Raw genomic sequence first — 22,524 nt, forward strand, 5'->3', positions numbered from 1 at the left:
AAAAAAATATTGAAATTCGCAGTATGGCAAAACTCAAAACAGCATATTTCTGTCAGAACTGTGGTTCGCAATATCCGCAATGGACGGGGCAGTGCAAAAATTGCGGAGAATGGAACACTTTAGTAGAAGAAGTCGTGGAAAAAACCTCATCCAAAACTCCCCCTTTTTCAAAATCGAAACAGAATGTTATCAACATCATTGAAGTAGAAGCCATTGAAGAACCAAGAATAAAAACACCTTCTGATGAACTGAACCGTGTTTTGGGCGGCGGAATTGTATTGGGGTCTGTTACTTTGATCGGTGGCGAACCCGGAATCGGGAAATCTACCCTGCTTCTTCAGCTTGCTCTGAAAATGAAGAAAAAAATCTTCTATGTTTCCGGGGAAGAAAGTGCTTCGCAAATCAAAATGAGAGCCGATCGTCTGGCGGAAATCAAAAATCCCAACTGCTTTCTTTTTACAGAAACGAATCTGGAAAAAATTCTTCATGAAGCCAAAAAACTGGAGCCTGACTTTGTGATTATTGATTCCATTCAGACTCTACAGTCACAGTTGATTGAAAGCTCACCCGGAACTGTTTCTCAGATTCGGGAATGCTCTAATGAAATCATCAAATACGCCAAAGAAAATAATGTGCCTGTATTTTTGGTGGGTCACATCACGAAAGACGGACAAATTGCAGGACCGAAAGTACTGGAACACATGGTAGATGTGGTGTTGAATTTTGATGGCGACAGAAATCATCTTTTCCGATTATTGAGAGCCAATAAAAACCGTTTCGGATCGACTTCCGAGATCGGAATTTATGAAATGATTTCGCAGGGTTTAAAAGAGATAAAAAATCCATCCGAAATTTTAATTACCAAAAAATTTGAGGAACTTTCAGGAAATTCTGTTGCGGTAACACTAGAAGGAAACCGTCCGATGCTTTTAGAAATTCAGGCTTTGGTAAGCACAGCGGTTTACGGAACCCCGCAAAGAAGCTGCACCGGTTTTGATTCTAAAAGACTCAATATGCTTTTGGCTGTTCTGGAAAAAAGAGCGGGCTTCCAGTTGGGAGCAAAAGACGTTTTCCTGAATATTACAGGTGGTATAAAAACTGATGATCCTGCTTTGGATTTGGCCGTAGTTGCTTCTATTCTTTCGTCCAATGAAGACATTGCAATTTCTGAACAGTTTTGCTTCGCAGGAGAAATTGGTTTAAGCGGAGAAATACGACCGGTTGCGCAAGTTGAGCAAAGAATTACAGAAGCCGAAAAACTGGGCTATGAAAAGATTTTTGTTTCTAATCTGAATAAAATTCCCAAAAGAAAATTCGGGATCAAAATTGAAGAAGTTAGCAAAGTTGAGGATTTTCACGAAAGACTGTTTTAAAAAAATAAAATCTGATCAAAAAAGATTATATTTACATTTGTAAAAGCTTTATTCATAAAACTTTAGAAGTAAAGCGGTTAAAAAAAACAATATAATTCATATTAAAATACCAAATATGAGAAACAAAATTACTTTTTTGATGCTTTTTTTCAGTATCATTATTTTTTCACAGAATAAAATATTCCAGAACAGCATCAGTGAAAACAGCCTCAACTCAGAGCAGAAAGTTAGTAAAGATCTCGCCTCAACCTATCTTTCAACTAAATATTATGCACAATCATCTTTCGGATTACAATCTGACCTTACCATAGTTTTACCGGGCAACAGAGAGATTAAAGCACAGTTTTCCAGAAATTTTAAATACAGTAACGGAAGTGAATCTTCGGTTTTCAGCATACAAAATGAACCAAAATCTGAACTTGTTTTTTCTAAAGCAGGAAATGCAATTACAGGAATGTATGTTTCTGTTTCCGGAGAAAAAATAATTTTCCATCAGTTAGACACCAATTTATTTGCTGTTTCTGTGGTAAATGAAGCTTCCTTGATTCAGAGAGATTCTAATGAAGATTTTATCGTAAACAATTCTGCAATTTCGCAAAAAGTAAATTCAAACATCTGTCTGGATGCCACACCAGTTTGTCCTTCCACCACGATCGACGTTCTTATTGTGTATACTTCTGCTGCAAGAGCCTCTTGGGGAGGTGTTTCACAAAGCAATTCTTTTGCCGCAACCGCCATTACAAATTTTAATACAGCTCTTATTAATTCAGGTGTTACCAATACTTTTATCAACTTGGTGTATTCAGGTGAGATTTTTTATACCGAATCAGGGAACATTTCTACGGATTTAGCCAATTTCAGAAACAATGGTGACGGATTTTTAGATGATGTACACGTTTTAAGAAGCACCTATGGAGCCGATCTTTGCGCTCTGGTAACAGCATCACCAACCAATACCTGCGGATTGGGATATCTCAATACAAACCCGACCAATTATTCTGCAAATGCCGCATTTTCGGTAACTTTATTTAACTGTGTGGTTAGTAATTACAGTCTTTCACACGAGATGGGACACAATATGGGACTGAGACATGACTGGTTTGTAGACTCAAGTACAACACCATGTAGCAATCATCATGGTTATGTGAATCAGACTGCCGTACTTTTGGGTACATCAAGCACATCATCACAGCGTTGGAGAACAATCATGGCATATAATGATGAATGTACCACCAACGGAATTTCCTGCGCAAGAATCAACAGATGGGCAAATCCGAATGTGAATTACAATTCTGAACCCACTGGAGTTGCCATTGGAAATTCAAATCCAGCCAATGAAGCTTTTGGCTTTTCGCGATTTGCATGTGTTGTTTCACAGTTTATGCCTACATCTAGTTTGGGAACATTTGAAGTGGGAAACAGAGATGTAAAAGATTTTACCGTTTTTCCTAATCCTGCAAAAGATGAAATTAATATCTGGATCAAAAATTATGAAGCATATATTTATAAGGTAGTTAACATTCTTGGGCAGATTGTTATTTCAAGTGATAAAAAAACCATCAATCTGAAAGGACTTCCTTCAGGAGAATATTTTCTGAATGTTTACACCGATAAAAATACTTTTGTAGCAAGCAAAAAGTTTATTGTAAAATAATTTTTTGTTTAAAACTAAATCAGGAAAATCCTTTATCTTAGTCTAAAGATAAAGGATTTTAAATTTAAGCCTTTATAAAGATTGTATGAATTTTCTTGCCCACTCATTTCTTTCCTTTTCTGACGGACAAATTGTCGGGCAGTTTCTCGAAGATTTTATCCGGAACAATGAGCGGTATAATTTCCCAAAAGAAATACAGGACGGGATCACCATGCACAGAGCCATTGATACCTTTACCGACTCACACCCCGCAATACATGAAGCCAAAAAAATATTCAGTCCGCTTGTGAGACTGTATGCCGGAGCTTTTGTAGATGTTTCTATGGATTACTTTCTGGCAACAGATTTTAGCTTACATGATTTAAACGGCTGGAAAGAACATTCAATTAAAATTTATAAAGTTTTAAATGAAAATTTAGAGTATTTTCCGAATGCCTTTAAAAGAATGCTTATCAAAATGGAGCACGATGACTGGTTATTCAATTACCGTGAAGATTGGGGCATCCAGTTTAGTATTCAGAATGTTTTAAACAAAGCAAAATATTTAGATAAAAACATTCCGGTTTTTCAGGCTTTTTTAGATAATAAAAAAAAATTACAGAAATGTTATGATAATTTCTTTCCGGATTTACTGGCGCATGCAAAAGCAGAAAATGCACTTTTACAATTGGAAAGATAAGCTAAAACTGCTGATACAGATACCGATTCGGATAAGTTAATTTTTCACTTTTCCGTGTTCCGTTGATGATGACATGAACCAAGTTAATCTGGTCATCAAACAGATTATATAAAAAACTTACTGCAGCTTCTATTTTTTTCGGATTTTCAATTTTTTCGGATTCAAGATAAATGTTAACGGATTCGCTGTCTTCCTCATAACCCACATAGTTCACCTTTAAAAACTGACTATTGGTTTTTAATTTAAAATATTCTGAACTGTAATTTCTAATAGCTTCATCAAGCTGTGTTTTATATTTGGAATCATTAAAATGAAAAGGCTTTCCGTATTTTTTGGCTAAACCATTCTCAAGATCATCCAGAAAAAACCTTCCGGTAATTTCAAAAGCTTTTGACTTTGAATTGTAATTGATTTCTACCGAACCCACATGATATGGGTGCTTTATATCTGTAAATGATGAAAAAGCAATAAAACACACAAAGAGAAACAATATTTTTTTCATTTTAAAATCTCAATAATTTTTTCAGGATTTTGTCTCATATCAAAGAATAAAAGAACTTTTATCTGACTTTCATTTTCTTTTCGGAAGTACATTCTTCAAAAACATGAGCCGGAACTCCTTCTATCATTTCATGCTCTTCTTTCTGCACAGAAACAGACTTCACTCCTTTTATTTTTTCTAAAAGTTGCTTGATAAACGCAAAGTCCTCAGAATTTTCCAATTCTATATTAACAATCATGACGTTGAAATTTACACAAAGTTAAAATAAATTTTGTATCATCGTATTTTAAAAAAATATCATCAAAATGCAGGATTTTTTATTTTATCTGAAACTTGGCTGGGAACACATCATCTCTCTTGATGCACTTGATCATCAACTTTTTGTTTTGGCTTTAATCGCAGTATACACTTCCAAAGACTGGAAAAAAATACTGGTTTTGGTAACCGCTTTTACCATTGGGCATTCTATTACTCTAGCTTTAAGCATTTTAGACATTGTAAGAGTATCCTCAGACTGGGTAGAATTTTTAATTCCACTAACGATAGTTTTAACTTCTTTGAGTAACATTCTCAATAAAAATAAAAATCAGTCAAAAAGTAAGTTCAATTATTATCTGGCTTTATTTTTCGGATTGATTCACGGGATGGGCTTTGCCAATACAGCAAGAGTAATGATTGCCAAAAGCCAGAGTATTGCAGTTCCATTGCTGGGTTTTAATATTGGTCTTGAACTGGGACAGATTCTCATTGTTTTTGCAATATTAATACTGCTTTTTATTCTTTTAAATCTATTTAGGATCAATAAAAAAGACTGGGTTTTATTTATCTCTTCAGGAGTTTTTGCTTTGGCTCTAAAGATGACTTTGGAAAGAATTCCTTTTTAAGACTGAAACATTTTGAAATTTTTAACTACTTATTATTATATTTGATAATTATTTAAATTTTCTTTCATGAAACTAACTGTTACTGCTCTTTCGGTATTTTTATATTTGGGTGTCTCTGCACAGCAAATCCAAAACAACCCAGGAAGCAATCACGGCAATAAATTTGAGCAGCTGGGAACCATTCTTCCTACTCCGAATGTCTACAGAACAGCTTCCGGAGCACCGGGACACGCTTATTGGCAGAACAGGGCGGATTACGAAATTTCCGCTTATCTGGATGAAGACAAAAGAAATCTGAGAGGCTCTGAAACTGTTACGTATTACAACAATTCACCTGATGATTTAGATTATATCTGGCTCCAGTTGGATGAAAACCAGCAGTCGTCGGTAAAAAAAGCAGATTATCCTTTTTCTTCCACTCTACCCAAAGCTGTGAGCGATCAGCAGCTGAAAGTTTCAGAATTACCTGTGAAAGATAATGGTTACGGAGTAAATCTGGAAAAAGTAACAGATGCATCAGGAAACCCTTTGAAATATACGGTCAACAAAACGATGATGCGTATTGATCTGCCTAAAGTTTTAAAGAAAGGCGAAAAATTCATCTTTAAAATTGACTGGAATTATAACATTCCTAACCGAATGAAAATGGGCGGCAGAGGCGGTTATGAAAATTTTCCGGAAGATGGGAATGATTTGTATACTATTACGCAGTGGTTTCCTAGAATGTGTGTGTACAGCGATTTTCAGGGATGGCAGAATCACCAGTTTACAGGAAGAGGAGAATTTGCTTTAGTTTTCGGAAATTATAAAGTTTCTGTAAATGTTCCCGCAGATCATATCGTGGGCGGAACGGGCGAATGCAAAAATTACGAACAGGTTCTTACCTCAGATCAGCTTACCAGATACAGAAAAGCAGAAAAAGCTAACGAACCGGTTGAAATTGCAACATTAGACGAAGCTAAAAAAGCAGAGAAAAACCGCTCAAAGCAGAGAAAAACCTGGATTTTTGAAGCCAAAGATGTAAGAGATTTTGCCTGGACTTCATCAAGAAAATTTGTTTGGGACGGAATGGGAGTTTTAATTCCGGAAAACAACAATAAAGTAATGGCAATGAGCTTCTATCCTAAAGAAGCGTATGGTTTATACAGAAAATTTTCCACGAAAGCTGTTGCACATACTATAAAGACTTATTCAGAATATACGGTTCCATATCCGTATCCTGTTGCGCAGTCTGTAGAGGCTTCCAACGGGATGGAATATCCGATGATCTGCTTTAATTTCGGAAGAACAGAAAAAGACGGAACTTATTCCGAAGGCACAAAGAACGGAATGATCGGGGTAATTATTCATGAAGTGGGACACAATTTTTTTCCGATGATCATCAATTCAGATGAAAGACAATGGAGCTGGATGGATGAAGGCTTAAACACATTCACCGAATATTTAACGGAAGAAAAATGGGACAACAAATTCCCTTCAAAACGCGGACCGGCATGGACGATTGTTGACTACATGAAACTTCCGAAAGATCAGTTGGAACCCATTATGAGTAATTCTGAAAATATTATTCAGTTTGGACCCAATGCTTATGCAAAACCTGCAACAGGTTTAAATATTCTTCGCGAAACCATTATGGGAAGAGAGCTTTTTGACAAAGCCTTCAAAACTTATTCAAAGAGATGGGCGTTTAAACATCCCGAACCTGCAGATTTTTTCAGAACGATGGAAGATGCAAGCGGAGAAGATCTGGACTGGTTCTGGAGAGGCTGGTTCTACGGCACAGACCCGGTTGACATTGCTATTGATAAAGTTACTGTAGCAACACCCGATTTTGCAGCTGTGCAACAGGAGCGTGAAATTAAATATAAAGTTGAGAAACCTGTACAAAATGAATTTGAAGATATTTCTAAAATAAGAAACAGAGAAGATAAAACCATCACTTTTGAAGTAGAAAAAGACAAAAGTCTGCAGGATTTTTATTACCGATACGACCGAGGTCAGGAAAAAGTAGACTATAATAAAGAATATACCTTTAAAACTGAAGGAAGTGAAGCCTTAGATAAAAAAGAGCAGGATAAACTCAAGAACTTTACTGCATATCAAATCGATTTTGTTAACAAAGGTGGCGTCGTAATGCCGATCATTCTTGCATTTACTTTCGAAGACGGCACCAAGCTAAGAGACAAATCTTCAGCACAAATCTGGAGACACAATGAGCAAAAAGTTTCCAAGACTTTTTATTTTGATAAAAAATTGAAGTCTGTACAGCTGGATCCTATGAGAGAAACAGCAGATATTGATACTTCAAACAATTTCTGGAGCCATGACGGAAGCACCTCTGAAACTTCAAAATTTCAGGTATTCAAGCAGAAAAAAGACGGTCCGGTAAGAGGCGGCGGCAACGGAAGAGTAAATCCGATGCAGGCGGCAGGAAAGAAAGACTAAATGAAATGGCTGATTATTTTAATCAGCCATTTTTTTATTACAAAATAGAAAAAGTTGATATGATCGTACTTTTCTCATCCAATGAGTTAGGATTAGTAACTGTAATACCATATTCTCCCGGCAGCTTATCTTTCAGGGTTATTATATATGAATTTTGTCCATATTTTTTACCTGTAAAATTAAGATAATGAAGCTTATTCGTTTTAGTAGTCCCGAAAGTATTCATAGATGCCATTTCTGCTCTTCTGAACTTTTTATTTGAATCAAATTCAAAAATCTTGATAATAGCCATAGGATCTGTATTATTGTCTACAGCACGTACAATAAACTGAATATCATCACTAGATTTAAGTTTTGTTATAGAGCAACATCCATCAATCTGCAGCTTAGATTTAATGCTGCCAAAGCCAGTAATCACCATTCCCGCATTCATAGCAGAACGTGTTTGTGTCATATGTTTTTCCAGGAGCACCGTACTTTGATCAGGTTTTAGTAATAAACATTCTCCAATAAATTCAGGTTCAGTTGCAGTTTGACCATACAGGCCGATTGATGACAATCCAATCGCAGCCAATAATAAAATAGTTTTCATTTATATTAATTTTTCTTAATGATTTTGCAAAAATATCATTTAATTCGAAACACAAATGACTTTTATATAAATTTATTTCATCAGAACACAAATAATAAGGTCTGCCAAAATTTCACATCCCTTCAAAAAAATCTGCCAAAAATTTCTTTCTCGTCTATTGGCACACAATTAGAGAAGTACAAGACAGAAATAACTAAAAAATTAAATATATTATGTCAGTAAACTTTAAACCATTAGCAGACAGAGTTTTGATCGAACCGATCGCCGCAGAAACTAAAACAGCTTCAGGTATTATCATCCCGGATACGGCAAAAGAAAAACCACAGGAAGGTACTGTAGTAGCAGTAGGCCCGGGGAAAAAAGACGAGCCTACAACAGTTCAGGTTGGTGACAAAGTTCTTTACGGAAAATATTCAGGTTCTGAATTAAAATTAGACGGAAAAGATTTCTTAATTGTAAAAGAGGGAGATCTTCTAGGAGTTATTGGCTAATAGCTGTTGGCTCTGGCAGATGCCTTTCCAGTATTGAGAATAGTTTATGAGAGATTTTAAGAAGTTTGAAGTTTGGCAATTGAGTCATCAGTTAACTTTAAAAATTTATAAAGCAACCAGAGATTTTCCGAAAGAAGAACTGTTTGGAATAACCTCTCAAATCAGAAGATCATTTGCTTCAATCGGATATAATATTTCTGAAGGAAGCGGGAGAAATTCAGATAAAGAATTTGCTAATTTCATCAACTTCGCACTGGGATCATCAAATGAAGCCGAAAACCAGTTAATCCTTTCAAAAGATTTAGAATACATCTCAGAAGAGAAATTCCAAATCCTTGAAGAAGAATTAATCATACTTAAAAAGAAGCTTGTCGCCCTTTGGAACAGGCTCAACGGCAACTAGCATCTAGCCGATGGCTAACAAGCAAACTGCCTTTAAAGAATTAAAATTAAACAAAAAATCAAACACGCGAATCGCTAAAAGCCAAAAGCCAAAAGCCAAAAGCAATTCGCCAAAAGCAAAACAATATGGCAAAAGAAATAAAATTCGATATCGAGTCAAGAGACGCTTTAAAAAGAGGTGTTGATGCATTGGCAAATGCAGTAAAAGTAACTTTAGGTCCAAAAGGGAGAAACGTGGTAATCGAAAAATCTTTCGGTGCACCTCACGTTACTAAAGACGGGGTTTCAGTTGCAAAAGAAATCGAACTTGAAGACAGAGTAGAAAACATGGGAGCTCAAATGGTAAAAGAAGTGGCTTCCAAAACCAATGATATTGCAGGAGACGGTACAACTACCGCTACTGTTTTGGCACAGGCTATCGTAAGAGAAGGTCTTAAGAACGTAGCTGCAGGTGCAAACCCAATGGATCTGAAAAGAGGGATTGACAAAGCAGTAACTGCAGTTGTTGAGAATTTAAAATCTCAGTCTAAAACTGTTGGTGATTCTACAGAAATGGTAAAGCAGGTTGCTTCTGTTTCTGCTAACAACGACGAAACAATCGGTGCTTTGATCGCTGAAGCTTTCGGAAAAGTAGGAAAAGAAGGCGTTATCACGGTAGAAGAAGCGAAAGGTATTGATACAACCGTTGATGTTGTAGAAGGGATGCAGTTTGACAGAGGTTACCAGTCGCCATATTTTGTGACTAATCCTGAAAAAATGTTGGCTGAACTTGAAAACCCATACATTCTTTTAGTTGAGAAGAAAATTTCTTCAATGAAAGAATTGCTTCCTGTTCTTGAGCCAATCGCGCAAGGTGGTAAATCTTTATTGATTATTTCTGAAGAAGTTGAAGGAGAAGCTTTGGCAACTTTAGTGGTAAACAAATTAAGAGGTTCTCTTAAAATTGCTGCCGTAAAAGCTCCGGGATTCGGTGACAGAAGAAAAGCAATGTTGGAAGATATCGCCATCTTAACTGGCGGACAGGTTATTTCTGAAGAGCAAGGTTTCACCATGGAAAACATCTCTTTGGATATGCTGGGAACTGCTGAGAAAGTATCTATTGACAAAGATAACACGACAATCGTAAACGGTGGTGGTGAAGACAGCAAGATCAAAGGTAGAGTAAACCAGATCAAAGCTCAGATGGAAACAACAACTTCTGACTACGACAGAGAAAAATTACAGGAAAGATTGGCTAAATTAGCCGGTGGTGTTGCTGTATTGTATGTAGGTGCTGCTTCTGAAGTGGAAATGAAAGAGAAAAAAGACAGAGTAGATGATGCACTTCACGCGACAAGAGCTGCTGTAGAAGAAGGTATCGTTGCAGGAGGTGGTGTTGCTTTGGTAAGAGCAATCGCTTCTTTAAATGATCTTTCAGGTGCCAATGCAGACGAAAATACGGGTATCAAAATCGTAAAAAGAGCGATCGAAGAGCCATTGAGACAAATCGTTGCCAACGCAGGTGGTGAAGGTTCTGTAATCGTTGCTAAAGTGGCAGAAGGAACTGCAGATTTCGGTTACAATGCTAAAACTGACGAGTATGTAAACATGCTTGAAGCAGGTATCATTGACCCTACAAAAGTAACAAGAGTTGCTCTTGAAAATGCAGCTTCTGTTTCAGGAATGCTTTTAACTACTGAATGTGTTATCACTGAAGTGAAAAAAGACGAACCTGCTATGCCAATGGGTGGTGGAATGCCGGGAATGATGTAGTCATCACCGATGCTTTAAATATATGAACCGTTCAGATTTTTCTGGGCGGTTTTTTGCTTTGATTATAGTTATATTAATAAAAAAATCCCGAGTGCTTATTCAGCGGCTCGGGTTATAAACTTAAGTTTATTATAGTGAGGTTGCCGAAGCCAAAAAGTTTAACTAAATTTAATCTTTTAAATTAATTACCCTTTTAAATCCTTCCCTCCAAAGGAATTACAAATTTAAACATTAAATTTAATGAATCAAATTTTAAATGTAAATACAACGAAGATTGATTTATCAAATCAAAATCTAACTAAAATTCCCGAAGAAATTTTTGAATTCAAAAATCTTAAAAAATTAATTTTAAGAAATAATAAAATAAAAGTCATTCCTCAGGAGATTGAAAAATTGAAAAAACTTGAAACATTAGATTTATCGGGAAATAATATAAATAATTTTTATTCTAAAGTTTGTACTTTAAAAAAACTTAAAATACTAAACTTAAACAATAATAAAATAAAAACAATTCCCATTCAAATAAAGCAACTTACAAATCTGTTGAGCTTACATTTTGCAAATAACTCAATTTTAGAACTACCTAAAGAAGTTTTTTATCTTGAGAAATTAAGAGAACTTGATATAAGTAATAATAATATTGAAAAATTAAACAGCAATATTATGACTCTTCAAAACTTAAGGAAATTATGGATAAATAATCTACCAATAAGTAAATTCCCTAAAGTTGGCTACTTTCCTAAATCATTGATTTGCTTATATACTTTTTCAACATCAGATAATTCAGATAATATACATCCTCATTATAAAATTTTATCAAAAATAAAAGGAAATTCATTAAAATATTTGAATTTTTCCGAATCTCTCACAAATACAAAGAATGAAGTAAATACAAATATGGAAAACAAAATCAAAAGAAATAAAATATTCATTAGCTACTCACATAATGATAAAACTTGGCTTGAAAAATTACAACAACATTTAAAAGTATTAACAAATCATTTTCAAATTGATCTTGAAATTTGGGATGATAATAAACTTCAAACTGGAGATATTTGGAAAGAAAAAATTATTACATCTTTAAAAGAAGCAGGGATTGCAATTTTTCTTGTTTCTACAAATTTCTTAGCTTCAGAGTTTATAAATAAAGAAGAAATTCCTCCGATATTAGAAAATGCAGAAAAAAATGGAACTTTAATCTTATCCATTATATTAAAACCCTGCATGTTTGAAGTATCAAAACTAAAAAATTACCAAGCTTTAAATACCCCATCTCATCCTTTTTCAAAAATGAATGAAAATGAAATTGAGGAATATTTTGTAAAGCTAACAAAACAAATTCATAATATTTTCAACAAAGAAAATTCTCTATAACCTTTAATAAATTTAGAACTAAACTACTAAAATTTAAATAATATAAAACATGGGAAATCGCGCATTTAGTGCTGGAGAAGCTAAAGGCTTCGATAAGGGACATGAAGAAGGTTTTTGGAAAGGAAATAATAGGGGTCGTAAAGAAGGAGGAGTATTTGGCTTAATACTGGGACTTTTAATAGCTGGTTTAACTTTTTTATTGAAAAGAAAGTAAAGAAGTGAATTTTTACTCTGCTGGAAAAATCTACTAGCGTCTCTTTTAAATCTTTATTAGATAGTTTTACAAGAGACGTAAATGTTGATAGCAGGTTTTAATAAATACTCTGCTTCACAAATTTTCCTCGCTGCGCAAAGTCTCCTGACTTTGAGCAACCAGCTTAAATCACAGAAAATCAGCCTGTTATTTTATTTGCTTTGAATTAAGGAAAACCTCCATCAATCTCCGGAATTTTAAAACAAGAGTGTTCGTAACTTCCTGCATTCGAATTTTATTATAAACATAACTGTTTGCAACTTCCTGCAATTGCATTTTGTTTCCTGCAAGTTGCGCAAGACCTCCGACGTTCTCCGGTGGTTTAAAACAAGTGTGTTTGTAACCTCCTGCAACTGCATTTTGTTTCACGCAGGTTGTGTAAGACCTTTTTAGTTTTATTGTGTAAACAGTTACCCTTGTCAAGGTTTAAAACCTTGACAAGGATAAAAAATAGTCAAATCTTAAAATATCGCTAATTCCAATTCATGCCTTCAACTGCACTCCACTTTCACACAAGACTACTAACTACAAATTAATTCAAACATAAATTAACTCCACCTTACAGGATTTTTTTGCAACATTAAACCAATGTATGTATTATTGTAAAAAAATTACAATCATGCATATTCAGGTTTCTCAGGATTTCAGGGAAAAACTGAAATTCCACGAAAAATTTGCCAATTTCAGCAGTTATAACGATGCAGAAAGATCATTTTAACATTGAGCCATACAGCGATAAAGTGCGGGAACAGGTTTTGAAAGTCTGGGAAAATTCAGTTCTTGCTACTCACGATTTTTTGAGTCCAAATGATTTTAGAGAAATTAAAGAATTAGTAAGTACTATCAATTTTAATCAGCTGGATGTTTTTTGCCTGACAAACGGAAATATCGTATCCGGATTTATCGGAGTCGCTGAAAAAAAGATTGAAATGCTGTTTTTAGATCCTCAGATCTTCGGAAAAGGTTTGGGTATGCAGTTGCTGAATTTCGCAGTAAAAGAACTGAAAGCCAATAAAGTTGATGTGAATGAACAAAACGTAAAAGCAGTAAAATTTTATCAAAAATCTGGATTTGAGATATGTGCAAGAACAGATCAAGATGACCAAGGAAGAAACTATCCTTTATTAAGAATGAAATTAAAAATTTAATACACAACTGTCTGAGATAAATTAATTGCTTAAAGCCATAGAGATAATACTTTCAAAAACCACGGTTAACAATGCAGAATCTATGTTGTTTATGGAAAAGAATGGTATCTTTATTTGTGCAACCGTTGGGCTGAATATCCGCACAATCTTTTCAGAGGGCTTGCTGATATTGTAGAATAATGTATTATTTACAACCGTTTTTTGCATAAAAATCAATAACCGTCCTTTTTTAGAACGGTTATTTTTTATTTATGGTCAGATTATTCTGCAATCCATACGCTTACATTTCCTGCCGGAACCGGGAAGTTTCCCCAACCATTTTCATCAATGGTTACTTTTTCCTGGCTTCTTCCAAGTCTGTCATAAAAAGTTTTTCCAACATATTTCTCTCCCATTTCCATAGGCTTTTCATACGCATCTTTGTTACTCAGCACCACAGCACAGCCAGAATGCTCTTCGTCTCCTTCTCTCACCCAGCCTAAGCAATTGGCATCTTCAAAATAATCCCGCTGAATTCCGTGGGCATTTTCTTTTCTGGCTTTTAATAATTCTTCGATTCCGTCTACTTTATCCAGAAAAATTTCCTGTTCGTTTCCTTCTCTGTCAAAATCTTTGTAATGAGCACCATACAAATCCGGATAAAAAACACAAGGGTAGCCATTTTCTCTCAGCAAAATCAATGCATAAGCGAGCGGTTTAAACCAGTACTCTACCGGAGCTTCCAAATCCTGTAAAGGCTGTGTATCATGATTATCAACCAGACTTACAGAATGCATGGGATCTGCCTGCGTAAGCGTTTCGTCAAAAATTCTACGAAGATCATACGAAGCACCTTCTTTGGAAGCATTACAGAAATTGTTTTGTAAAGAGCTGTCAAAAAGGCTCATACATCCTTCTGTAGCTTCAATATACTTTTGAAGAAGATTCAGATATCCGGGAGCCCAATATTCACCAACTGCAAAAATATTCTTTCCGGAATTGGAACGGAGAAGTGTGAGCCATTCTTTATAAAAATCAAATGAAATATGCTTCAACGCATCCAGTCGGACACCGTCAAAATCGGTTTGCTCAAAATACCACTGCGCCCATTTATTAAGCTCTTCTCTTACATGCGGATTTCTGTGTTCAACGTCATTGAACATTAGATAATCATAATTCCCTTTTTCATCATCAATCATTTCTTCCCAGTCATCACCATACTCAGATAAGATTTTATAAATATGCGAATCTTTTCCCTCTGCATAATCTACACCACTGAAACAGGTGAAATTCCATTCAAAATCCGAATACTTTTTATTTCTTCCGGGAAAAGTAAACTTGGTATAAGATTCTATTTCAATAGCATCTGATATAATTTTATCACGGTTATTTTCGTCAACCTTTACTACTTTAAACTTTTCAAGTTCATCTCCTCCTCCTTTGTGTCCTAAAACAATGTCAACAATAACCTGAATATTTTTTTCCTTGAGCGCCTTAATAGCTTTATGGTAGTCTTTCTTGGTTCCGTATTTTGTTGCAACAGAATTTTTCTGGTCAAATTCTCCAAGATCGAATAGATCGTATGCATCGTAACCTACAGAGTTTTCTCCGTCTGTTCCTTTATAGGCTGGAGGAAACCAAACTGAAGTGATGCCTAATTCTGCTAAATATGATGATTGTTGTGCTGCGTATTTCCAAAGCGTTCCTCCACCTTCTGTATACCAGTGGAAGAACTGAATCATAGTTGGGTTCATAGTTACAAGTAAATTTTATGAATAGTGTATTGCTGTTATTAATCCTCAAATTCCTCAAACCGGATTTTGAGCTGTACAGAGACCTGCTTTTTTTCTTCGGTGTTGAGGTGTGATAATGACAATCCCAATAATCGTACCGCTTTATCGTAAGGACGCAGTTCCCACAATTTTTTAGCAGTGGAAAAATACTGTTCTGCAGAGCTGAAGTATTCTTCTTTAGTAAAACTTCTTGTAAATAGTGAAAAATCTTTATACTTGATTTTCAGTGTTAAAGATCTTCCCAAAATGTTGTTTTTCATTAATCTCTGATGAAGCTCCCTGCTTAAGTTTTCCAGCTTTTCATTAATCTGCTGTTCATCAGAAAGATCTTCAAGAAAAGTACGCTCTACAGCTACACTTTTTTGTATTCGGTTTGGTTTTACTTCCGAATGGTGAATACCTCGTACAACATCATAATAATATTTGCCTGACTTACCGAAAAGTCTCGTTAAATCTTCCAAGGATCTGTTTTTCAAATCTTTTCCTTTATAGATCGACAGGCTAAACATTTTATTGGCAGTCACTTTTCCTACACCATAAAATTTATCTACCGGAAGTTCCTCCAGAAAGCTTTCAATTTTATCAGGATGAATGGTCTTCTGTCCGTTTGGTTTATTGATATCCGAAGCAACTTTAGCAAGAAATTTATTTACCGAAATACCTGCAGAAGCCGTTAAACCGGTTTCCTTAAAAATTTTTTTACGGATTTCTTTGGCAATCTGATTGGCAGATTCTATTCCTTTCTTATTTTCGGTAACATCCAGATATGCTTCATCTAAAGAAAGCGGTTCTACAAGATGGGTATACTCATAAAATATTTCACGGATTTTCCTTGAGATTTCCTTATATCTTGCAAATCTTGGCGGAACAAAAATAAGATGCGGACACTTTTCGCGGGCTGTTTTACTTGGCATTGCAGACCGTACTCCAAATTTTCTTGCTTCATAGCTTGCCGCAGAAACCACACCACGATGACCACCACCCACTGCAATGGCTTTTCCTCTTAATTCCGGATGATCATGCTGTTCTACAGAAGCATAAAATGCATCCATATCAACATGAATAATTTTTCTGATGGGAAAAGAAGAATCCATATCACAAAGATATGGATTCTACGTTTTTTAAATCAAGCTTCAATGTTTGCAGTTCAGATCAATAAAATTTTTTAAAGTTATTTTAAAAGCTGATCTATTGTTTTCTGAATTTCAGGATCTTCAGGTGAGATTGCATAGTATTTGGCAATTCCCGACTGCTGATCTACAACCATATATCTTGGAATCCAGTTAAGATCAACATAATTGTTAAAGTTATTTTTCCAGCCTGCAGAAAACCAATAGTTTTCTTTATCTTTCATATCAAAACTTTCCAGACTGCTGTGAAATTTCTCTTTTGATCGTTCCAGAGAAAAGAAAACAAAATCTACATCGGGGTTATTTCTTTCAAGCTCTTCCGCTTTTGGCAATGCTAAAAGGCAGTCTCTGCACCATCCTGCCCAGAAATCTATAACCAGAACCTTACCTTTATGCTGATCAAGAATTTCCTGAACACTTATTTTCTTACCATTTTCATCTTCAAGCTTCTGGCGTAATGCCTCCTTTGAAAACTGTGTTTTATTTTCCTGTGGTGCTTTCTGGGCACAGCTTAATGTAAAGATACTCATCATTACAAAAATCATAATCTGCTTCATTCTCAATATTTTTTTACAAATCTAAACATTGAAGCGTATATATCGTAAAATTTTAACAAACAATAAGATGTTAAAAAGACAATCCCTGAAGATTTTCAGGGATTGTCTGATTGTTTTTCACAGATTTAATTAAGGCTGCCAAAAGCTCCACACAGTTCCGTTGAATACAGCTAACTGCTGCTTAACGGTATCAAAAACCATCATTCCGGGAGAAGGATTGATGACATTCAGATGCGGACTTGCTACTTTAGGTAAAACCATGGCGCGGTTTGTATCTGTAAGCACCAGAATACCATTGGTTGTATCTGCTGCAGAATTTGTTCCGATTGCTACTTTTGCAGTAGCATTTTCTCTTTTATTATCCTGCAAAGAGCTGTCTACTGTATTATTTCCCGTAATAGTCTGAGTAGTATTATCTGCTCTTGTTACCGTTACAGGATAGGTTACATTCGTAAGATTAAACCATGCTCCGTCTTTTCGGTATTTCACATTTCTGTCAGAAAGATCAAAGATCAGAGTTCCGTTTTCAATGGTTCCCTGCATCCCTCTATAACCCGCTCCTGTTGCTGCGTTGTATGCTACAGGCTGATTGTTGACCGTAGAAGTCCACGGAAGAACGATCCCATATTTATTGTCGGGTGCATCATAAAATTCTAAAGAAATGCTTGTATTGGTTGTTGTATTTGCCGGCTGTATTTTGGAAAGCTCACTTTTCCCTATAGCAACCTGTGCTTTTGCAGAAAAAAAGACTGTAAAAGCAATTATAGTGATGATATTTTTAATATTATTCATTTTAAATTATCTTTAATATCTAAGAGAGGATATTCAATTACACTTAAAAGTTCTATGTAAATTGACCAAAAATCAATCCGGACAAGCCTGATTTTCAAAACAGTGCCACGCAGGATTAGCTTCTCCAGACTTCAAAGCATAAATTTTAAGACATTTTGCCTGAATATCGTATACCATCATTCCGATAACCGGATTGGTAATATTGCTGAGTGATGCTGTATCCGCAACCCTATTGATAACAAATCCTTTTTCTTTTGATTCAATGACGCTCCATGCACTTTCTCTTACCATCGGCCAGTTTCCGTTATCGGCTCCTGCTGCAGATAATGCTGTAACACCATGCTTTGCAGGAAATGTAGCTCCTGCATTCGTTACTGCCGGTTTGTAACATCTTGAAGAAGTAACTGTAATAGAAAATGTCTGAACAGGCGAAGTATCGACGCCTCCATTAGCTACACCGCCATCATCCTGAATTCTAACACTTACAACAGCAGTTCCTGCCGCATTTGCCGCAACCGTATACTGAAGCTGACCTGCTGCATTCACAGAAGGCTGTACACTAAACATTGCATTGTTGTTATTGGTAACAATAAAACTAATATTTTGTACAGATTCGTTCGCAGGTCCGCGGCTGATATTGGTAGCCCATCCAGGAACTGTATAAGCAACTGGAGATCCGCTTTGTGTATGTGTCTGATCTGCTCCTTTTGTGAACGAAGGCGCATCATTTACAGGAGTTATGGTAACTGTAATAGAGGTTGGATTAGAGATGAATCCTCCGTTGCTTTCTACTGTGTAAAAAATAGAATCGGTGCCAAAATAATCAGCAACAGGTGTAAAGGTAACATTTCCACTGTTATCAACACTCCAGCTTCCGTTTGTTGTCATCACTGAAACCTGACGTCCTGGAGTTGACGGATCAAGATCTACCGTTCCTGCATTGATGCTTCCGGTAGGTACCGCATCATTTAATAAAATATTAAATGTCACAGGGTTGTCTTCCAAAGTATTTGCTGTATCAGGATTAGATACCGGATTATTCACTAAAATTCCAAAATTAACATTGGTATTATTAGTATTATTACCGGCAGTCACTACAAGGAATCCATTAGTTGTGCTTCCACCTGTTAAGGAATTCGCCGCATCGTTATCAATCGCCCCGTTGAATGTAGCACCAGACGGAAGGTCTGATGTAACAGGCACTGCTATACCATCACCATAAGGTGTTGTTTTGATAAATATCCTATAAAAATTTGCTGTGGTATTTGCAAGATAACTAAATTTATACGTTCCGTCCGGAGCTATTGTTACTGATGAAATAGCGTTATAAGGAGCTGTATTTGAAGTTAATACCGCATATAATTGCTGACCTCCAATCTGCGAAATAGGAATCCCATCTACTTTCTGAGGACTTACAGATCCATTCTGGTCATTATAAACAGTTCCTGAGATTTCATTGTTCACATTATTAGAGATGGCAAGTGTACGGCAAACCTGTGTCCCAGTGCTGCACGAGTTAGTTGGCGTGGCACAAACGCTGTAATTTGATCCACTTTGTCCTGCATTATTAAAATTCACTAAAATTGAATCAGTACCCTGCCCTGAAGTAATTGTAGCTCCTGTAGGAACCGTCCAAGTATATCCAGTTGCACCGGAAATACCGGTAAGAGTAAAGCTTACACTACTCTGGTCATCTCCAAAGGAAGTATAGAATACAGTAATCGTTACATTATCTACGGAAGCCGTGGGTGCCGTTCCTGCATTATAAGCTGTACGAATTCTTAACCCCGTATTTGTAAAGTCAGCAGGTGTCCAGCTTGCTCCCCAAAGATTAGCATTGCCTCCGTAATTAACTGTACCTGCAGCTGTAGCCCAGTTTGCTGCTGTATTTGCTAAATTTGTACCCGTTACTGTTCCGTTTCTTAATAGTTGTACAGTATTATCTCGTACAGCACTTGTGCTACTGCGAAGTATACCTACTTGTATTCCGGTAATAGTAGACAGCGCTGGTATTACGGAAGTAAGATTCGGGAATGAAATATCTAAATTCTGCGATAAAGTATTTGTAGATGATAAAGCTACAGATGCACTATTGTTATTAGCAGTTATGGCATTACCCGGATTTGTCCAAGCTACACCAGTTCCGGAATTAACAGCAGAGATGCCGTTCTGCGCACCTGTGCTTAATATTGAACCATTTTGTCCCGTTGAGCTGCTTATTACTCCTGTTCCAGTAATGCTGCTTGCCGAAGAAACTGTTGCAGTTACCGGTGTACGACCTGTTTCGCATCCATTATTCGGATTATAGAATGAAACATAATAAGTTGTCGTCCCTGATATATTTGGTGTTGTAAAAGAAGGACCAGTTGCAAGAGGGCTTCCGCCTGTAGGAGCTGAGTACCATCGGTATTGCTGATTTCCTTGTGCTCCGGATGCCGTAAGAACAACCGTACCTGCCTCACAACGACTTGCTCCCGTTACATTTACCGGATCTACATAAGCTGTATGGGAAGCGGATATTGTATCTTCATAAAGTCCGGGTGTTGCAGCGGTGGCAGTATTAGTAATTGTACCCTGTGCATTGCAATTTACTGTAACATCAAAAGTAATTGTAGCTTGTACCCCCGGTAATAAAGTAATGTTATCACCGCTTACAATCACATTGGGCGGAACACCATTGATCAAGGTGCCTCCTGAAAGAGCATTGGTCTTATTTTGCGCTGCCTGAGAAAGTGTATATTGTAAAAGGATGTCATCTACAGTTACAGTTCTGGTTCCCCATGCAGTTCCGCTATTAACCAATCGTATACGCATATCACCTGTTAAATATGAAGAGTTAATTGGTGCACTGAAAGTACCACTTGTTGTACCAGTTATTGTTCCGATAGAAAAATAATTGGATCCGTTTGGTGAAACCTGCACGTCTAAGGTTCCGCCAACAGCACTTTGAGTATAGACAAATGAAAGTGTTGCACTTGTTGCTCTGGTAAGATTGGCTGTTCTTTCAATTCCTCTTCCAACAGGCAAAGTAACAAAGTTTAAGCGATTTCCGGTAATAGATATTTGTCCGGCTGCAGGGTTTGTGGTTTCGCCTATTTCTGCCCATTCATTTTTCCATAAAGCTGTACCATTGTTACGGGCATAAGATACCGAGTTAAAATTATCTGCCACATTCTCATTCACACTTGCAGCAGGAACGGAAATAGTTGTACTGTTTGGCACATAAGTAAGTCCTGCCGGAAGAGGGTCTGTAAGTGTAACATTTTCAGAAGTACTTCCTAAATTATCCAGAACCATAGTGTATTTCCTTGTTTCACCTCCCACAAAATAATTGCTATCAGCGGTTTTATTGATATACATCAATTTCACAGGGTTTCTTACGCTTGTAGGATTAGAGAAAGTACCTCCCGCAGTACCAAATTGTACTGAATACTGACGAGAAGTTCCTGTATTGCTTTTACCTAAAGCAAAAGTAACTTTGGTATAAGGGAATTTGTATTGTGCAATAAATGCTGCAGTATTTTCAAATGTCACATTCGTTAAATCCCCTGTAATTCCTCCAAATCTTGTCCTTCCGGATGGTTGCTGGCTGATCGTCAATCCACTGGTAGCATCAACCTGATAGGTAGAATAACCTCCAATTTCTACAAATTCACTACCATCAATATCTACCGAAGTAAAATAATACTCCGAAATATAGGCTCTGTTATTGGTAATTACTTCATAAAATTCTAATTCAAATAGAGCAAAACCTCCCGCTGTATTGGTAGTGATAAAAGGCTGAAACCTTGCCGGAAGTCCAACTGTTTCACTATCCAAAGTGGTAATTGCAGCTCCATTGAGTTCTTTAATGGTAAGGATACCATAAATAGTAATACCATTGGTCGTAAGAAGATTATCATACCGCCAGACAGAACCTGCAGAAAGACCACCATTACCCGCGTTCGTAATCAGTGTCCTATTAGAATTGAGGAAACTGAGGTTTTGTCCCGGAATTGCTAAAACAAAAGAATTTGGTTGTTGAGCAGAAGCTGTGAAATAATTGAGTATTACAAGCATTGCTATCAATAAACTCCTGATTTTCTTCAGGTGATTATCTTTAAAAATATAGTTTTTCATTATCATGATAAAAAATCAGAGCACCGCATTACGGGGCTTATTCTGACGTTAAAAGTTTTCAAGTATAAAATAAATTGATATCAGAAAGTAATATTCTGAATGCTTAAGCAAATCCGGGCGGAGGTCTTGTTAGAAAATATTCCTTGCTTCTATAAAAAACAGGTGTGGATGTATAGAAAAATTTATTTCTTTCAAAAAGAAAAATTATATCAAAACGGTTATCGTTTTTTGCAGCAACACCATACTTTGATGAATCATTTTGTAAAACTAAAGATTTTTGAAAAGAATCATATTGCCTAAAATACCGATCATCATCCGTATTTTTAAAGAAATTCTGTAATACATTTTGAAAATGATCTCCTGAAGCGCGCCTGTACTGCCTATGTGTGAGAGTCTTATTTTTTTTATGGTAAGGTTTTCTCTTAAATGAATTTTTATCCGAGCCTTTATGGTTGTGAGATTCTCCGGATGAAGCTGTAACCGATGAAAGTGAATTTTTTAAATTTTCTGTAGCAACAATAGACTTTTCAGCAATAATTTTAGCATCACCGATGACATAAATTTGCGCTGAGATATTAACGAATGACAAAAAAAGAATGAGACTT

General features: G+C 36.1%; 22 protein-coding genes. 12 read left to right on the top strand and 10 right to left on the bottom strand.

What is annotated here, in order from left to right:
• Positions 1–23: 23 nt before the first annotated feature.
• The 3 genes from radA (at position 24) to AC0NBN_RS04280 (ending at position 3,706) form a co-directional block, all read left to right on the top strand.
• Positions 24–1,373, top strand: coding sequence for a DNA repair protein RadA (gene radA / locus AC0NBN_RS04270; protein WP_160813535.1), 1,350 nt, complete (start codon positions 24–26; stop codon positions 1,371–1,373).
• A gap of 115 nt (positions 1,374–1,488) precedes the next feature.
• The gene (locus tag AC0NBN_RS04275) at positions 1,489–3,027 is read left to right on the top strand and encodes a zinc-dependent metalloprotease (protein WP_160813534.1); all 1,539 of its coding nucleotides are present in this window, start codon (positions 1,489–1,491) and stop codon (positions 3,025–3,027) included.
• 85 nt (positions 3,028–3,112) lie between these two features.
• The gene (locus AC0NBN_RS04280; RefSeq protein WP_160813532.1) at positions 3,113–3,706 is read left to right on the top strand and encodes an ACP phosphodiesterase; all 594 of its coding nucleotides are present in this window, start codon (positions 3,113–3,115) and stop codon (positions 3,704–3,706) included.
• Position 3,707: 1 nt separating this feature from the next.
• On the opposite strand, the gene AC0NBN_RS04285 is transcribed toward AC0NBN_RS04280, so the two are convergent.
• Positions 3,708–4,208 (bottom strand): DUF6702 family protein, encoded by a 501-nt coding sequence (locus AC0NBN_RS04285; protein WP_160813530.1) that lies wholly within the window; start codon positions 4,206–4,208, stop codon positions 3,708–3,710.
• Between the two features lie 58 nt (positions 4,209–4,266).
• Positions 4,267–4,446: a hypothetical protein gene (locus AC0NBN_RS04290; protein WP_160813528.1), complete on the bottom strand. Its 180-nt coding sequence runs from the start codon at positions 4,444–4,446 to the stop codon at positions 4,267–4,269.
• A 67-nt stretch (positions 4,447–4,513) separates the two neighbouring features.
• Here AC0NBN_RS04290 and AC0NBN_RS04295 point away from each other — a divergent pair, with 67 nt between their 5' ends.
• Together AC0NBN_RS04295 and AC0NBN_RS04300 are read left to right on the top strand one after the other, a co-directional pair.
• The gene (locus AC0NBN_RS04295) at positions 4,514–5,092 is read left to right on the top strand and encodes a HupE/UreJ family protein (RefSeq protein ID WP_160813526.1); all 579 of its coding nucleotides are present in this window, start codon (positions 4,514–4,516) and stop codon (positions 5,090–5,092) included.
• Positions 5,093–5,158: 66 nt separating this feature from the next.
• Complete coding sequence (locus AC0NBN_RS04300; RefSeq protein ID WP_160813524.1) at positions 5,159–7,537, top strand: M1 family metallopeptidase; 2,379 nt, start codon at positions 5,159–5,161, stop codon at positions 7,535–7,537.
• Between the two features lie 37 nt (positions 7,538–7,574).
• On the opposite strand, the gene AC0NBN_RS04305 is transcribed toward AC0NBN_RS04300, so the two are convergent.
• Positions 7,575–8,129: a hypothetical protein gene (locus tag AC0NBN_RS04305; RefSeq protein WP_143885252.1), complete on the bottom strand. Its 555-nt coding sequence runs from the start codon at positions 8,127–8,129 to the stop codon at positions 7,575–7,577.
• A gap of 212 nt (positions 8,130–8,341) precedes the next feature.
• Here AC0NBN_RS04305 and AC0NBN_RS04310 point away from each other — a divergent pair, with 212 nt between their 5' ends.
• From AC0NBN_RS04310 to AC0NBN_RS04330, 5 genes are all read left to right on the top strand, one after another.
• Positions 8,342–8,620, top strand: coding sequence for a co-chaperone GroES (locus AC0NBN_RS04310; RefSeq protein WP_034723531.1), 279 nt, complete (start codon positions 8,342–8,344; stop codon positions 8,618–8,620).
• A 46-nt stretch (positions 8,621–8,666) separates the two neighbouring features.
• On the top strand, positions 8,667–9,023 hold the full coding sequence (locus tag AC0NBN_RS04315; protein ID WP_160813523.1) for a four helix bundle protein: 357 nt from the start codon (positions 8,667–8,669) through the stop codon (positions 9,021–9,023).
• Between the two features lie 125 nt (positions 9,024–9,148).
• Positions 9,149–10,774, top strand: coding sequence for a chaperonin GroEL (gene groL / locus AC0NBN_RS04320; protein WP_143885253.1), 1,626 nt, complete (start codon positions 9,149–9,151; stop codon positions 10,772–10,774).
• A 240-nt stretch (positions 10,775–11,014) separates the two neighbouring features.
• Positions 11,015–12,148 carry a leucine-rich repeat domain-containing protein gene (locus tag AC0NBN_RS04325; protein WP_160813521.1) on the top strand — a complete coding sequence of 378 codons (1,134 nt, stop codon included), beginning with the start codon at positions 11,015–11,017 and terminating at the stop codon, positions 12,146–12,148.
• Positions 12,149–12,197: 49 nt separating this feature from the next.
• On the top strand, positions 12,198–12,362 hold the full coding sequence (locus AC0NBN_RS04330; RefSeq protein WP_160813519.1) for a FliH/SctL family protein: 165 nt from the start codon (positions 12,198–12,200) through the stop codon (positions 12,360–12,362).
• A 186-nt stretch (positions 12,363–12,548) separates the two neighbouring features.
• Here AC0NBN_RS04330 and AC0NBN_RS04335 read toward each other — a convergent pair whose 3' ends face one another.
• Positions 12,549–12,770, bottom strand: coding sequence for a hypothetical protein (locus AC0NBN_RS04335; protein WP_160813517.1), 222 nt, complete (start codon positions 12,768–12,770; stop codon positions 12,549–12,551).
• Between the two features lie 223 nt (positions 12,771–12,993).
• On the opposite strand from AC0NBN_RS04335, the gene AC0NBN_RS04340 reads away from it, so the two are divergent.
• Together AC0NBN_RS04340 and AC0NBN_RS04345 are read left to right on the top strand one after the other, a co-directional pair.
• Complete coding sequence (locus AC0NBN_RS04340) at positions 12,994–13,119, top strand: hypothetical protein (RefSeq protein ID WP_474467197.1); 126 nt, start codon at positions 12,994–12,996, stop codon at positions 13,117–13,119.
• Positions 13,100–13,549, top strand: coding sequence for a GNAT family N-acetyltransferase (locus AC0NBN_RS04345; protein WP_474467200.1), 450 nt, complete (start codon positions 13,100–13,102; stop codon positions 13,547–13,549). Before AC0NBN_RS04340 ends, AC0NBN_RS04345 begins: the two co-directional genes overlap by 20 nt.
• Positions 13,550–13,809: 260 nt before the next feature.
• Here the strand turns inward: AC0NBN_RS04345 and AC0NBN_RS04350 are convergent, their stop codons facing one another.
• The 6 genes from AC0NBN_RS04350 to AC0NBN_RS04375 form a co-directional block, all read right to left on the bottom strand.
• A complete protein-coding gene (locus AC0NBN_RS04350) occupies positions 13,810–15,282 on the bottom strand; it encodes an alpha-amylase (protein WP_160813515.1) in 1,473 nt (490 codons plus the stop codon).
• A 38-nt stretch (positions 15,283–15,320) separates the two neighbouring features.
• Positions 15,321–16,415, bottom strand: coding sequence for a DNA polymerase IV (gene dinB, locus AC0NBN_RS04355; RefSeq protein ID WP_160813513.1), 1,095 nt, complete (start codon positions 16,413–16,415; stop codon positions 15,321–15,323).
• A gap of 77 nt (positions 16,416–16,492) precedes the next feature.
• Positions 16,493–17,008 (bottom strand): thioredoxin-like domain-containing protein, encoded by a 516-nt coding sequence (locus tag AC0NBN_RS04360; RefSeq protein WP_160813511.1) that lies wholly within the window; start codon positions 17,006–17,008, stop codon positions 16,493–16,495.
• A gap of 129 nt (positions 17,009–17,137) precedes the next feature.
• Complete coding sequence (locus AC0NBN_RS04365; RefSeq protein ID WP_474467204.1) at positions 17,138–17,800, bottom strand: hypothetical protein; 663 nt, start codon at positions 17,798–17,800, stop codon at positions 17,138–17,140.
• A 72-nt stretch (positions 17,801–17,872) separates the two neighbouring features.
• Positions 17,873–21,919 (bottom strand): Ig-like domain-containing protein, encoded by a 4,047-nt coding sequence (locus AC0NBN_RS04370; protein ID WP_160813509.1) that lies wholly within the window; start codon positions 21,917–21,919, stop codon positions 17,873–17,875.
• Positions 21,920–22,022: 103 nt separating this feature from the next.
• Complete coding sequence (locus AC0NBN_RS04375) at positions 22,023–22,508, bottom strand: hypothetical protein (RefSeq protein WP_474467209.1); 486 nt, start codon at positions 22,506–22,508, stop codon at positions 22,023–22,025.
• Between the last annotated feature and the right edge of the window lie 16 nt (positions 22,509–22,524).

The organism is Chryseobacterium sp. L12 (genome assembly GCF_056133985.1).